Below are 13,773 nucleotides of genomic sequence, written 5' to 3' on the forward strand. Positions count from 1 at the left end.
GATCCGCCCGCCCGTTCCGAGCCCGTGGCGCGGGACGCGGGTGGACGTCACGCATCGGAGCCTGCCCTGCAACCCACCACCACGACCGCGGTGGATGCGTCCCACCGCTGGATGTTCCTCGACGAGGTGCTCGTGGCGTTCACGATCCCGGGGCGCATCCAGGACGAGACATGGGGCGCGTTCCTCGATGACATCGTCACTCGCCGACCCCGCGCATGCGTGGCGCTCTGCCTGGGCAAGCTCGAGGTCGACGCCGCCCAGCGCCGTCGCTTGACCCTCGCGGTGGTACGCACTCGCTGTCGGGTGGTCGTGGTCACCGACAACCGCACGACCCGAGGCCTGTCGATGGGCGTGGCCTGGCTCGGGGCCACGCTCGACGCGTTTCCGTGGCAGCGGCTCGAGCATGCCCTCCGCGATCTCGAGCTCACGGAGGACACGCGCTGGCGCCTGCTGCACGAAGCCCGGGCGTTCCACGCCGCGCTGGGGTACCTCGATGCCCCCGATGCCCAGGCCTGAGCCCAGTCGCCCAGCCCCCGGAACGAGCCCGACGCGGGCGAAGTTTGTGCGGCGTTTCGCGCAGCGCCATAATCGGCGCCATGACCGTAGCTCGCTTGGGTCTTGGCTTGCTCCTGGTGGCAACGACGGCTTGCACCGTGGAGGGGGAGGACATGGCCACGACCTTCTCCGATCCCACGGCCAACCCCACGGCCAACCCCACCAACTCGCCCCCCGGGGACGGCAGCGCGGGGGAGAGCACCGAGGGCACGGGGGGATCGGAGGGCCCCTCGTCGGAATCCGCCGGCTCGGGCACGTCGGGCGCAACCGCCACGACCGCCTCCTCGGCAGAGGACTCGACCGGCGCGCCCAGCGTCGACGAGCAGCCCGGCAACGGCATGTACTCGGAGTGCGCAGGGGTGGGCGATTGCATCGGCCTGAACACCTGCGTGACGACGATCGAAGGCGGCTTCTGCTCCAACACCAACTGCACCGATCCCGTATCGCAGTGCGCCGCGAACCCGGGCGCGACCTCGACCGCGCCGCCCTCGTGCGTCGACAACGGCCAGGGCCAGATGGTCTGCGCGCTGGTCTGTGCCGGCGGACAGTCCTGCCCCGGCGGCATGAGCTGCGTGGCCCTCGCCGGCACCAGCGTGTGCGCTTGACGAGTCCACCCGGGCTCCCGAGCGCTCATCGACGACGCAGCAGCGCATCGCGAGCGTGCTCGCGGTCGTCGAAGTGGATCTTCTCCGTACCGAGCACCTGATAGTCCTCGTGGCCCTTGCCCGCCACGAGCACGAGGTCGTCCTCGCTGGCCTCGGCGATCGCCCCTGCGATGGCCGAGGCTCGATCGACGCAGCGCTCCACGATCGCCATGCGATCGGCGGGCACCCCGGCGAGCATCATGTCGACGATGGCCTCGGGATCCTCGGTGCGGGGGTTGTCGGAGGTCGCCCAGAAGCGATCGGCCCCCCGCGCCGCCACCTCGCCCATATGGGGGCGCTTGCCAGGATCGCGATCACCTCCGCAGCCGAGCACCACGCAAAGCCGCCCTCGACAGAACGGGCGCACGGCCTCGATCGCCCGCGCCACGGCATCGGGCGTGTGGGCATAGTCGACCAACACGGCGGGCCCCGAGACCTCGGGCACGACCACTCGCTGCAGACGCCCCGGCGCCCCGGTGGCCGTGGCCAGGGCCTCGATCACCACCTGCGGGGCCACCCCGAGGCCCAGGCAAAGGCCCAGGGCGACCATGAGGTTGTCGAGGTTGAACGCACCCACCAGGGGGCTGGTCAGCCGAAGCGTTCCGGCCGGGGTCCGCAGCGTGGCCCGCAGCCCCTGGGGGCTCGGCTCGACGCGCTCGGCGAGGATCTCCGCGTCGGGCACCGCTCCCCGGGAGACCCGCCAGCGCTTCACGGAGGCCGGGGCGGCGGCCAGGAAGCGGCGAGCGGCCTCGGGGTGAGCGTCGACCGCCGCCACCGCGACCCCCGTGTCCCGCAGGTACTCGGCCGTCAGCCGGCACTTGGCATCGAGGTAGTCGTCCATGTCGGCGTGGAAGTCCAGGTGATCCTGGCTGAAGCTGGTCAGTCCCACCGCGGTGAAGCGCAGCGGACGAACCCGGCCCTGCACCAGGGCGTGCGACGACACCTCCATCACCGCATGGGTGGCCTCGCGCTCGCGCGCCGTGGCCAGCAGGGCCTGGAGCTGCTCGGGGAAGGGCGTGGTGAAGAGTGCCGGCCCCTCGCGATCGACCAACCAGTTGCCGGTGGTGCCGAGCCGGGCGTAGCGCAGCCCCGCCTGGGCGAGGGCCGAGCCCACCAGGTGGGCGGTGGTCGTCTTGCCGTTGGTTCCGGTGATGCCGGCGAGCCATAGCTCGTCGCTGGGGCGACCGTAGGCGTTGGCAGCGAGCTCCGGATAGGCAGCACCGGTATCGGCCAGGCGAACCACCGCGCCGGGCAACGGACCCACGCGATCGTCCTGCACGATGAGCACCACGGCCCCTTGCCGCCGGGCCTGCTCCACGAAGCGATGGCCGTCATTGGTCCCTCCCATCACCGCCAAGAAGGCCGCCCCCGGCTCGACCGTTCGCGAGTCGACCGCGAGCGCGGTGATCGGAGTGTCCGGACCACAGCCCTCGTAGCGTGGGGCGGGCTCGATCGTGGCCAGGAGGCGGCCGAGGGTGAGGGTGGTGTCCACGCCCGCCTTATACAGCGCGGAGGTCAGTCGTTGGGTGCCCCGGCGGCGATCCACTCGCGCAGCGCCGCCACCAGCCCGGGGTCGGACAGGCGCGGCGAATTGAGCGGCATGTGCGAGACCACGGTCCCCGACGCATCCTCGGGCCGGCACTGCGCGACCACCTGATACAGCCAGCTACCCTCGGGGTCGCCGGGCGCCACCAGCGGCAGCTCGGTGTTGGCCTTGACCGCGTGCTCGAGCAGCTCGGTGCGAAGCTCGGCGGCAGCCAGGTCGAGGCCGGCTGCCGCCGCGGCCCCCGCATGGCACGAGGAGAACTGACAGCTCGACACGAACAGGGTGTCGCGGACCTGCGAGAGCGTGCTCTCGGTGCTGGGCATGGCGTCGTCCGGGACGTCGACGCACTCGTCCACCGGGGGCAGATCCACGTCGCCCGGATCGGACGGCGGCACGTAGAGCGGGGCCTGCAGCTCCTCGGGGGTGGGCAGCTCCTGGGTGGGCTTCTTGGGCAGCCCGAGCACGTTGCACGGGGACTCGCTCAGCAGCACCTCGCCCTCGACGCCCACCACCTGGTTGGCGCTGGCCGATCCGTCGAGGACGAGGGCGGAGTCGGCCAGGCCCAGCATCACGCACATCTCCTGGTCGCCCACTCCCCAGCCGATGTTCTTGTCGGTCCAGTTGTCGTAGCCGCAGGTGAACGTCAGGCCCTCGGCGCCGATGAGGTCGATGGGCTGGGGATAGGTCTGGCCGTTGGCGTCGGCGTCGAAGCCCTCGAGGCGGTACACGCTCTGCCCGTCGAGCGGCCCGCCGAGGATCGACAGGTCGAAGAAGTTGCCCAGGTAGTGGTAGTGGGGCAGCACGTAGTAGATCCGCAGATCGAGCGACGCATCGGCGGCGCTCTCGTAGAGCCCCGCGAACGAGCACGAGCTGGAGAAGCGAGCCTCGGTGAAGGGCGGGATGTCGAGCGCGTAGTAGGTCAGGCGAAACGGCGCCGCCACCACCTCGACCTGCTGCGGGTGCACGATGTCGAGGGTCATGCGCAGCTCGGTCTCGTAGTCGGCGGCGGCGAGGTTGAGCAGGTGCCCGCCCGCCACGATCTTGTGGTGCGCGGGGATCTTGACCACCACGCCCGGCGGCAGCTCCATGCGCTCGTAGCGGGACTGCGTGGACTGGGCCGTGAGCACCGTGCCCTGCACGGCCGCTTCGAGCTCGGTGAACCCGCGCTCCTCGCAGTCGAAGAAGCCATCCTCCCCGGGATAGAGCTCCTCGGGGACCACGAACCAATTGGAGTGATGGAAGCCACCGTCGTTCGCCAGCGTGACGGCCTCGACGTAGATCGCCTGCTCGTTGCCGACGGTCCACTGAATGCAGGGCTGCAGCTCTTGGTGGGGCGAGAGCGTGAACTGGCCGAAGCCGTGGGTGACCGCGGCGCGATCGGGCCCGATGGGCCCCGTGTCGTCGCTCGTGTCACCGTGATCCGTGGCGCCGGTGCTCGTGGTCTCGGTGTCGTCCGAGGGGCTGGTCTGATCACGACAACCGAGCACGGCCAGGCCAGCGACCAGCACGGCCCTCGAGCGCGGTCTGCTCCTCGTCACCGCCATGCCCGCCTAGACTACCAGGGCATCGCCTTGGTTGTCGGCGGCCCCGCCCGCCCGATCAGTCGTCCTGCGCCCCGGCGGCGATCCACTCGCGCAGCGCCGCCACCAGCCCGGGATCGGACAGGCGCGGCGAGTTGAGCGGCATGTGCGGCACCACCGCCCCCGATCCATTCTGCGGCTGGCAGCGTGCGACCAGCTGGTAGAGCCAGCTGCCCTCGGGGTCACCGGGCGCCACCAGCGGCAATGCGGTGTCGGCCTGCACCGCGTGCCCCAAGAGCTCCGCATGGAGATCGGCGGCGGTCAGATCGAGACCCGCGGCCGCGCTGCCCCCCGCATGGCACGAGGAGAACTGACACGTCGACACGAACAACGTGTCTCGAACCTGCGAGAGCGTGGCCTCGGTGCCGGGCGTGGCGTCGGCGGGCACGTCGGCGCACTCGTCCACGGGGGGCAGGCCCACGTCGCCCGGATCGGACGGCGGCACGTAGAGCGGAGCCTCGAGCTCCTCGGGGGTGGGCATGCCCTGCGCCGCGTTCTTGGGCAGCCCGAGCACGCTGCACGACGACTCATTGAGCAGGATCTCTCCGTCGGTGCCCACCACCTGGCCGGCGCTGGCCGAGGCGTCGATGAGCATGGCGGAATCGGCCAGGCCCAGCATCACGCACATCTCCTGATCGCCGATGCCCCAGCCCACGTTCAGATCGGTCCAGTTGTCGTAGCCGCACGTGAACGAGAAGCCCTGGGCTCCGGTGAGGTCGATGGGATCGGGGAACGCCTGGCCGTTGGCGCCGGCATTGAAGCCATCGAGGCGAAACACGCTCTGCCCGTCGAGCGGACCCCCCAGCATCGTCAGGTCGAAGAAGTTGCCGAGGTAGTGATAGTGCGGCAGCACGTAGTAGAGCTTGAGATCCAGCGGCATGCCGACGGTGCTCTCGTAGAGCCCCGAGAAGTCGCACGCGCTGGTGAACCGCGCCTCGGAGAACGGCGGGATGTCGAGGTCGTAGTAGGTGAGCCGAAACGGCGCCGCCACCACCTCGACCTCGCGCGGGTGCACGATGTCGAGGGTCATGCGCAGCTCGGTGTCGTAGTCGACCGCGGCGAGGTTGAGCAGGTGGCCGCCGGCCACGACCTTGTGATGGGGCGGCACCTTGATCACGACCCCCGTGGGCAGCTCCATGCGCTCGTAGCGGGATTGCGTGGACTGAGCGGTGAGCACCGTGCCCTGGACGGCCGCTTCGAGCTCGGTGAAGCCGCGTGCGCCGCAGCTGAAGAAGCCATCGTCGCCGGCGTAGAGGTCGTCGGGGACCACGAACCAATTGGAGTGGTGGAAGCCACCGTCGTTCACCAGCGTGACGGCCTCGATGTAGATGGGCTGCTCGTTGTGGAGCGTCCACTGGATGCAGGGCTGGGACTCCTCGTGAGGGGTCAGCGAGTACAATCCGAAGCTGTGCGTCACCGAGGCGCGCTCGAGCGGCTCGGTGCCCGTGCTGTCGACTCCGTCGCTGCTGCCTTCCGAGCTGTCCGTGGTGGCGGTGGTGGTTGCGGAGCCGGTGGTCCCGGTGTCGTCTGCGGCGGGGCTGGGCGGAGGCTCGTCCTTGCAGCCGCCGAGGGTCATGCACGCAGTCAGCACATAGTTCCGCACGCACGTCGCATCTCGCATGCCCATCGCCGCCCTCGGTCTCACGAAGCCAGCGTAGCGCCCGGCTTTGATCCTGCCAAGACATGGCAGGTCATGGCAAATCCCGGCAGGCTCGAACCCCGTCGGGGCTCGCTGGGATCGAAGCACGTGGCCGAGGTGTCACGAGATCTTCTCGAGGCGGTCGGCATCCTCGAGATCCTTGGGCCTTCCCGAGGCTCGCTTGTTCGCCAGCAACGCCGCGCTCGGCATTGATTGGCGTCGGCCAACGGGCGCGACGGCGGGCGCGAGCGAGGCGGTCGGGGTCGGAGGGCACGAGGAGAGTATGGCACGACCCATCGACTCCTACCCCCGTGCCTCCTGGACCAACGCGGCCAGCCGATCGCAGGCCAGCTCGAGCACCTCGCGGGGCGGGCCGAACGAGAACCGCGAGTACGAATGGAAGCGGGAGGCCACGGCGCTGCGGCGCTTGCCCGGGTTGACGTCGAAGAACACGCCGGGAACGGTGATCACCTTGCGGTCGATCGCTCGCTCGAACAGGCTCATGCCGTCGTCGAGCGGCGGCGGCAGCTTGCTCAGGTTGCCCCAGACGTAGAAGGTGCCCTCGGGGGTGCGGTCGAGCTCGACGCCGATCTCGGTGAGGCGGTCGATGAACCACGCCCGCTTGCGGCGAAAGGTCTCGTGCACGGCGCGGGTCTCGGCCTCGACCACCTGCGGCTCGAGCAAGGAGACCGCGGCCCGCTGGAGCGGGCGGCTGCCGCCGCCGTCGAGGAACGAGCCCGCCGAGGTCACCGCCTCGATCACGGCGCGCGGGCCCACGGTCCAGGCCACGCGCCAGCCGGGATAGCGCCAGTTCTTGGTCAAGCCGTCGAACAGCACCACCGGATCGCGGTCGACGTCCTCCACGTAGCGAGCTGCGCTCTCGAGCGGGAGCTCGCCGGGCACGTGGGTCCACACGTAGTGCGAGTAGAATTCGTCGAGCAGCAGGGTGCAGTCGAGCGCGCGCGCCACGTCGATCCAGCCGGAGAGCTCCTCGCCCGAGATCAGCTTGCCGGTGGGGTTGCACGGGTTGGAGATGAGCAGCGCCGAGAGCCCGCGGCCCGCGACCTCGCGGCGCAGGTCCTCGGGACGAAACGCATAGCCGCGCTCGGGCTCGAGCAGGATCGGGATCGCCGTGAACGCGCGAAAGATGTCGAGCAGCTCCTCGTAGGCGGTGTAGTCCGGCAAGAAGTGCCCGAGGTTGACCCGCCCCAGGCTGGCCGCCGCACGGGTGAGCGCGGCCCGGCCCCCGCTCGAGATCGCCACGTTGTCCGCGGTGTACTGGGACGGCATCCCCCGGCGGTAGAGCCGGTTGTACATGGCGGCCACCGCCTCGCGCAGCTCGTCGATGCCGCCGACCGGAGCGTAGTCGCGATCGCGAGGATCGATGGTCACCCCTTCGACCCGCGGGGGCGCCCCCGACAGCAGCCCGGTCTCGGGCTGTCCCTGACCGAGGTTGCACCACTGCGGGTCGTGCCCGTCATAGCCACGGCGCACGGCCTCGGTCGTGACGTAGATGACCCCGGTGCGGGGCACCGGTCTGAATGCATGGGCGCCGTCGGCCTTCATGGGCGCGCGAGGGTAGCCAAGATCGGGGGAGCGCGCCGAGCGAGCCCGGGAGGACGTCGAGGGTCGGACCATGCACGTGCTCCTGGCCCGTTGGAGACCCGCGGGAGCCGGAGCGATCGGGTGGGGGAGGCCACGGGAGATCGCCCCCCGAGGACCGCCCCCCGAGGGACCGGGTCCGTGGCGACCGTCCCCCGGGAGGGGGAGGGGGCTCCCCCGTTCGGCCTGCACCCTTGTGGGGCCCAAGTGGCTCAATCCACGAGACGATGGTCGACGGTCCGATTCGGCTGCACCATGCACGAACCTGCATGGACCAGGGCGGTTTCCTCAACCCCAAGCTCCGAGTGCGGCAGTCGCCGCTCCATTCCGGCCACGGCGTCTTCGTCGCGGCCCCCATAGCCCGCGGCGAGCTGCTGGCCCTCTTCGGAGGCAGTCTCGTCGACCTCACCCAGCTGCGAGGCATCGATGGCACGCAGCATCGATACTCGCTCCAGGTGGACGACGAGCTCTACCTCGTGTCGCTCACCCCGGCCGCGCCCGACTACGTCAACCATGCCTGTGAGCCCAACGCGGGCATGCAGGGGCAGATCGGCCTGGTGGCGCTGCGCGAGCTGACGATCGACGAAGAGGTCTGCTACGACTACGCGATGAGCGACGGCTCGAGCTACGACGAATTCCCGTGCGCCTGTGGCAGCGCGCTGTGCCGGGGCTTCGTGCGGGGCACCGACTGGATGCGACCCGAGCTCCAGCAGCGCTACGCGGGGTTCTTCTCGCCCTACCTCGCGCGCCGCATCGAACGCCAGGCAGGCGCTCACGCCTCGCCCAAGCGCTCGAGCGCCGCCTGACCATCGGCCATGCGCACGATCCTCGTGGTCAACGACATCGCCGTCGCGCCGGTGGTCGAGGGCGTGGAGGTGATCGCGGCGCGCGACTACCTCGCGGACCCCCGCTGGGCGGAGCTTCGCAGCTGCCGGGTGCTCAACCTGTGCCGCTCGTTTCGCTACCAGAAGTCCGGGTACTACGTGTCGCTGTTGGCTCACGCTCGCGGCCATCGCCCCGTGCCCACGCTCGCGGCGATCCAGGGCGCCAAGTCGGCGGCCATCGTGGGGTTGGTCTCCGACGAGCTGCACGAGACGATCCAGCGCAGCCTGGCCCCGGAGGAAGGCCCGCGCGTGACGCTGACGGTGTGCATGGGCGTCGAGAGCAGCGGCCGGCACCAGGGCCTCGCCGCCGCGCTGTTCGGACACGTGCCCCTGCCGCTGCTGCAGGCCACGTTCACCCGACACGAGCGCAGCGGAGAGTGGTCGCTGTCACGCTGCACCTCGCTGCCCATCGACCGGCTGCCCGAGTCGGCACGGGAGCAGCTCGGCGAGCTCATCGGCCGCTTCCTGCGGCGGCGACGCTCGTCGCCGCGACGCGACGAGAGCTGCTACGACCTCGCGATCCTGCGCGACCCGGCCGAGGCCGAGCCGCCGTCCAACGAGGGCGCGCTGCGGCTGTTGCAGAAGGCGGCCCAGGCCGAGGGCCTCTCGGTCGAGCTCATCACCCGCGACGACTACGCCCGCGTGGCCGAGTTCGACGCCCTGTTCATCCGCGAGACCACCGCGGTCAACCACCATACGTTCCGCTTCTCGCAGCGAGCGGCCGCGGAGGGCCTGGTGGTGCTCGACGACCCCGAGTCGATCCTGCGCTGCTCCAACAAGGTCTACCTGGCCGAGCTGCTCGGGCGCCACGGGATCCGAACCCCGCGCACCATGATCGTCCACCGCGGCAACCTGGGCCCGGTGGCCGCCACCATGGGCTTTCCGTGCGTGCTCAAGCAGCCCGACAGCGCGTTCTCACAGGGCGTCACCAAGGTCACCGGGCCCGAGGACTTCCGCGAGCAGGCCACGCGGCTGTTGCGTCGCTCGGACCTGTTGGTGGTGCAGGCGTTCATGCCCACGGAGTTCGACTGGCGAGTCGGGGTGCTCGACCAGCGCCCGCTGTTCGTGTGCAAGTACTACATGGCCGCGCAGCACTGGCAGGTGATGCGCCACCGCGACGACGGGCGGCCGGCCGACGAGGGCACCACCGAGGCCGTGCCGTTCGACCAGACCCCACCCGCCGTGCTCGAGGCCGCGGTGCGGGCCGCGAACCTGATGGGCGACGGCCTCTACGGAGTGGACCTCAAGGAGGTCGACGGAAAGCCGTACGTGATCGAGGTCAACGACAACCCCAACCTCTATGCGGGCACCGAGGACGAGCTGCTGGGCGAGGGGCTCTACCGCACGATCATGGCCGAGTTCCGGCGCCGGCTCGACGTGCGGCGCCAGCGGGGCTCGCCGAGGTAGCGGACCCGCGGCATCAGCTCGGTGCTCGCGGGGGCGCACGTCGAGACCCCCGGCGACGACCTCGTCCTCGCGCGCGAACCCAGCGCCCGTCGTCGACGGGGCGATAGCCCATGGCGCGCAGCAGACCCGGCAGCCGGCCGCGTCGGCAGCCGAGCCAGGCCCCGAGCTCGGGCGGCAGCACGAACGGCTCGCTGCCGTGGGCTCGCAGCGCTGCGTGGGCGCGCTCGAGCTGATCCACGCGCACGGCACGGCCGGCCACGACCAGCCGTCCGAGCCACAGATGGACCTCGGGCGGCACGTCGGCGTGGGCGGGGACCGAGACCGCCGCCGGAGGGAGCACAGGTACGGGCCGAGACCACCACGCCTGCACGAGCGCGGCACGCCACCGCAGCGCGCGCGCATCGAGCATGGCCGGCACGTAGACGACCGCGTGGCCCAGCTCCACTCCGGCATCGAGCAGGCGCTGGCGATCCTCTTGCGCCAGCCCCTGTAGCTGGCTGCGCGCCTCCGCACGCGTGATCGTGCCCAGCCCCTGCTCGAGCTGGTAGAGCAGCCCTCGCGCCGCCGCGCCCAGGGGCTGCGCATGCAAGACTCGCAGCGGCGCGAGCAATCCTTCCACCAGGTCGCGGCCCCAGGCCTGCAGCCGTCGCTCGATCCTCCGCTGCGCCCCGGCGCCGAGCTCGGGCCGCTCGTGCGCCCGCACGACCGGGTGCAGCAGCTCGGCGCCCCGCTCGAGCCGACCCACCCGCTGCTGCTCGTAGATCACCATGCCCTCGTCGTCGACCGCGAAGGCCCCGAATTCGGCGTCGACCAGCCCCTGCACCCACTGCGCGCGGGCCTGGGCATCGGGCGCCTCCATGCCGGGCGCCTCGGGTACCGGCAGATCGAGCAGCGCCCGAAACGGGCTGCGCTCCACCACCTCGGGATCGAGCGGCGGCGCCGGCCGAGGCCGCCGTACCCGGCGCGAGCGACCGGACCGCCGCGCTTCGCCGCGGTGCTCCACGAACCGCGCGGTCAGGCGCTCGTGCAGGGCGTCGCTGTGGCGATCCTCGATCTGGCGGGTGAGCTCTTGCCAGTGGGCGGCGTTGGGGACCCAGTGCTCGTGGTGCGTGACGTACGTCCACGTGCGAACGAACGCGATCCGAGTCATGAGGGTGTCGATGTCACCGTCGGAGTCGTCGAGGCGGCGGATCCGATGCGCGATCCAGTCCTCGTCGAGTCGACCGGCCGGACCCGCGAGCTGCTCGTAGATCGCGGCCAGCAGCTGCACGTGGCTGTCGACCAGGAGCTTGCGGTAGTCGGGGATCCGACACACCTCCCATAGCAGCTCGATGGCCTCGGGGCTCCGGGCCCGGCGCTGCACGGCGTCGAGCCGCGACAGACGGACGAGCGCCTCGTAGTCGTCGGCGTGCTCGACCAGGCGCAGGCTGCGACGAGGCGGCCGCTGGCGCAGCGAGCCCAGCAGCTCCGACACCGAGGCGAACGACAGCTCGCGGCTGCGCCACACCAGGCGGTGCAGCGTCTCGAAGCGGTGGCGCTCCATGGCCTCGACCGTGGACGCGGGCAGGCCGGTGAGCGGGCGCAGCGTGCCGAACCCTCCGTCGCGGGTGTGGCGACCGGCTCGCCCCGCGATCTGCCCCAGCTCCGCGAGCTCGAGCGGTCGACGCTCGCGGCCATCGAACTTGTGCAGCGATGCGAACACCACCCGATCGACGTCGAGGTTCAGGCCCATGCCGATCGCATCGGTCGCCACCAGGTGGTGCACCTCACCGGCCTGGTACATGGCCACCTGCGCGTTGCGGGTGCGAGGCGACAGCGCCCCCAGCACCACCGCGGTACCGCCGTGCTGGCGTCGCAGCGCCTCGGCGAGCGCGTAGACGTCCTCGGCCGAGAACGCCACCACCGCGGTACGAGCGGGCAGGCTGCCCTGGCCGTGGGTCCCGGTGTAGCGCAGTCGAGACAGGCGAGGAGCGCCCTCGATGATCGCGGTGGGCACCAGCTCCTCCAGCAACGGCCGCATGGTGTCGGCCCCCAGGAACCAGGTCTCGTGGCGGCCGCGCGCGTGCAGCAGCCGATCGGTGAAGGTGTGCCCGCGCTGGTGATGCGCGGCGAGCTGGATCTCGTCGACGGCCACGAAGTCCACCTCGTGCTCGGGCATCGACTCGACCGTGCACACCCAGTAGCGCGGGCGCGCGGGGATCCGCTTCTCCTCGCCGGTGACCAGCGCCACCTGCTGCTCGCCGATCCGCGCGGTGACGCGATCGTAGACCTCGCGGGCCAGCAGGCGCAGCGGCAGGCCGATCATGCCGCTGCGGTGCGCGAGCATGCGCTCGATGGCCCGGTGGGTCTTGCCCGTGTTGGTCGGCCCCAGCAGGGCCGTGATGCCCACGCCCGGGGGGTCGGCACCGCTGACGTGCAGGCGCATGTCGAGCGCGAGTATGGCAGGCCACCATTCATGGACGCCACCCGCACGCCCTCGGCATGACAAGGAAGCGATGCTCGCGTGCCGACGGACCGGATCAGCCGAAGAGCTCGGCGTGCTCGATGGCCCACTCGAGCAGCGCTTCCTCGAGCTCGTCCTCGACCCCCGGGACCTCGAATTCGGGGCCCTTCACCTCCACGCGATAGCGATGGAACGCGGCCACGACCTGGTCCGGTTCGAAGGGCTCTTGCGTGTCGAGCACATCCGCGAGCCGGCACAGGAGCTCACCGTTCTCCACCGCTCCGACCTCGCGCCAGGCCCGACCGATCTCGCGGGCGCGCTCCGCCCCGTGATTCCAGACGAACTGATCGAAGCCGCCGTTTCGTAGGTCGCGCATGCACGCTCGCAGCCCGTCGAGCGCAGCCAGCACGGGGGGAGGCACGCGGGGATCCCCGCAGGCCGGGGGGAGCGTGGGGTGGTGGGCACGACCCGAGCACGGTCCCGCCGTCACTCCCGGAAGTCAACGCCAAGGCGTCTTGCAGCGAAGCACACCGAGCTGGTCGAGCGCCGCGAGCCCATGGCCGGCCGCGGGCGAGTCCGACTGCGGCTCCTCCTCGGAGATCACCCGGCTCACGAACACATGGGCGCGATCGGGGCAGGCCACGTGGCCCACCAGCCACGTCACGCTGCCCTCGCCGTGCGGCGTCGTGACGGCGTCGGTGCCGGTCTTGGCGCTGAACACCAGCTCGGGGTGAGCATCGGGGACCGTCATGCCGTCGGGCATGCGGCCCGCGAACGACGACGGTGGACGGATCAGCAGCTCGCGCAGCATGGGCACGTGCTCCTGCCCGCGCGGCAGGCCCTCCCTGGCGGCCCCTCCGGAGGCGCCGCCTGACGGCGTCGCAGGGCCTTCGCGATAGAGCCTGGTCAGAAAGCGCAGCTGCTCCTCGGGGCTGATCTCCAAGCTGCCGCCGTCGAGCCAGAACATGTCGATCGGCTCCTCGACGCGGGCATTGCCGTATTCGAACGCCTCGAGGTACTGCCGCATGCGCTCGCGACCGATCTGCCGCGCCGTGCCCTGGAAGAACCACACCACCGACTCGTAGATCGCGGTGCGCAAGCTGTGGGGCTGGTCCCACACCGGGTTCCAGCGCTTCTTCCCGTCCCACTCGACCTGCGCGTCGACGTCGACCACCACCCCGGTGTCGAGGGCGATGAGCGCGTGCGGGATCTTGAAGGTCGAGGCAGGAGTGGTCCGCTCGTCGCACGGCTGCGCCCCTGCTTGCCGGACCGGGCCGCCGTCGAGCGACCGCAACAGGAAGCAGCCCGGGTGCTCGACCCCCTCGAGGAGGACCACGTCCGGCGTCTCCGACTCGCTCACGGCCGGGGTCGGAGCCCCCGCCTCGACCCCGGCTTCGGGCGCCGGGACCACCGACGCCCGGCTGCACGCGCCGAGCACCCAGGGGCCGATCACGGCCCATCTACGGCATCTTG

The 13,773-nt window shown here is 71.1% G+C and carries 11 protein-coding genes; 4 read left to right on the forward strand and 7 right to left on the reverse strand.

Features of this window, described 5'->3' with window-relative positions; all coding sequences use genetic code 11:
- The first annotated feature begins 90 nt into the window (after nucleotides 1-90).
- Both OEB96_RS36000 and OEB96_RS36005 read left to right on the forward strand, forming a co-directional pair.
- On the forward strand, nucleotides 91-516 hold the full coding sequence (locus OEB96_RS36000) for a hypothetical protein (protein ID WP_266221404.1): 426 nt from the start codon (nucleotides 91-93) through the stop codon (nucleotides 514-516).
- Nucleotides 517-596: 80 nt separating this feature from the next.
- The gene (locus tag OEB96_RS36005) at nucleotides 597-1,160 is read left to right on the forward strand and encodes a hypothetical protein (RefSeq protein ID WP_266221405.1); all 564 of its coding nucleotides are present in this window, start codon (nucleotides 597-599) and stop codon (nucleotides 1,158-1,160) included.
- A 25-nt stretch (nucleotides 1,161-1,185) separates the two neighbouring features.
- On the opposite strand, the gene OEB96_RS36010 is transcribed toward OEB96_RS36005, so the two are convergent.
- From OEB96_RS36010 to OEB96_RS36025, 4 genes are all read right to left on the reverse strand, one after another.
- Entirely contained in the window at nucleotides 1,186-2,691 is a 1,506-nt protein-coding gene (locus OEB96_RS36010) for a UDP-N-acetylmuramoyl-L-alanyl-D-glutamate--2,6-diaminopimelate ligase (RefSeq protein WP_266221406.1), read from the reverse strand.
- 23 nt (nucleotides 2,692-2,714) lie between these two features.
- Nucleotides 2,715-4,283 carry a hypothetical protein gene (locus OEB96_RS36015; RefSeq protein ID WP_266221407.1) on the reverse strand — a complete coding sequence of 523 codons (1,569 nt, stop codon included), beginning with the start codon at nucleotides 4,281-4,283 and terminating at the stop codon, nucleotides 2,715-2,717.
- 61 nt (nucleotides 4,284-4,344) lie between these two features.
- Nucleotides 4,345-5,970, reverse strand: a complete 1,626-nt coding sequence (locus OEB96_RS36020) for a hypothetical protein (RefSeq protein ID WP_266221408.1) — start codon at nucleotides 5,968-5,970, stop codon at nucleotides 4,345-4,347.
- A gap of 297 nt (nucleotides 5,971-6,267) precedes the next feature.
- Nucleotides 6,268-7,530, reverse strand: coding sequence for a pyridoxal phosphate-dependent aminotransferase (locus OEB96_RS36025; RefSeq protein WP_266221409.1), 1,263 nt, complete (start codon nucleotides 7,528-7,530; stop codon nucleotides 6,268-6,270).
- Nucleotides 7,531-7,793: 263 nt separating this feature from the next.
- Here OEB96_RS36025 and OEB96_RS36030 point away from each other — a divergent pair, with 263 nt between their 5' ends.
- On the forward strand, nucleotides 7,794-8,372 hold the full coding sequence (locus OEB96_RS36030) for an SET domain-containing protein (protein ID WP_266221410.1): 579 nt from the start codon (nucleotides 7,794-7,796) through the stop codon (nucleotides 8,370-8,372).
- 9 nt (nucleotides 8,373-8,381) lie between these two features.
- Nucleotides 8,382-9,857 (forward strand): RimK family protein, encoded by a 1,476-nt coding sequence (locus tag OEB96_RS36035; protein WP_266221411.1) that lies wholly within the window; start codon nucleotides 8,382-8,384, stop codon nucleotides 9,855-9,857.
- 13 nt (nucleotides 9,858-9,870) lie between these two features.
- On the opposite strand, the gene OEB96_RS36040 is transcribed toward OEB96_RS36035, so the two are convergent.
- The 3 genes from OEB96_RS36040 to OEB96_RS36050 all read right to left on the reverse strand — a co-directional run bounded on the left by OEB96_RS36040 (nucleotide 9,871) and on the right by OEB96_RS36050 (nucleotide 13,753).
- Complete coding sequence (locus OEB96_RS36040; RefSeq protein WP_266221412.1) at nucleotides 9,871-12,282, reverse strand: helicase-related protein; 2,412 nt, start codon at nucleotides 12,280-12,282, stop codon at nucleotides 9,871-9,873.
- 94 nt (nucleotides 12,283-12,376) lie between these two features.
- A complete protein-coding gene (locus OEB96_RS36045; RefSeq protein ID WP_266221413.1) occupies nucleotides 12,377-12,721 on the reverse strand; it encodes a DMP19 family protein in 345 nt (114 codons plus the stop codon).
- Between the two features lie 78 nt (nucleotides 12,722-12,799).
- Nucleotides 12,800-13,753, reverse strand: coding sequence for a penicillin-binding transpeptidase domain-containing protein (locus OEB96_RS36050; RefSeq protein ID WP_266221414.1), 954 nt, complete (start codon nucleotides 13,751-13,753; stop codon nucleotides 12,800-12,802).
- Nucleotides 13,754-13,773 lie beyond the last annotated feature (20 nt).

The organism is Paraliomyxa miuraensis (assembly GCF_026337845.1).
GTDB lineage: Bacteria > Myxococcota_A > Polyangia > Nannocystales > Nannocystaceae > Paraliomyxa > Paraliomyxa miuraensis.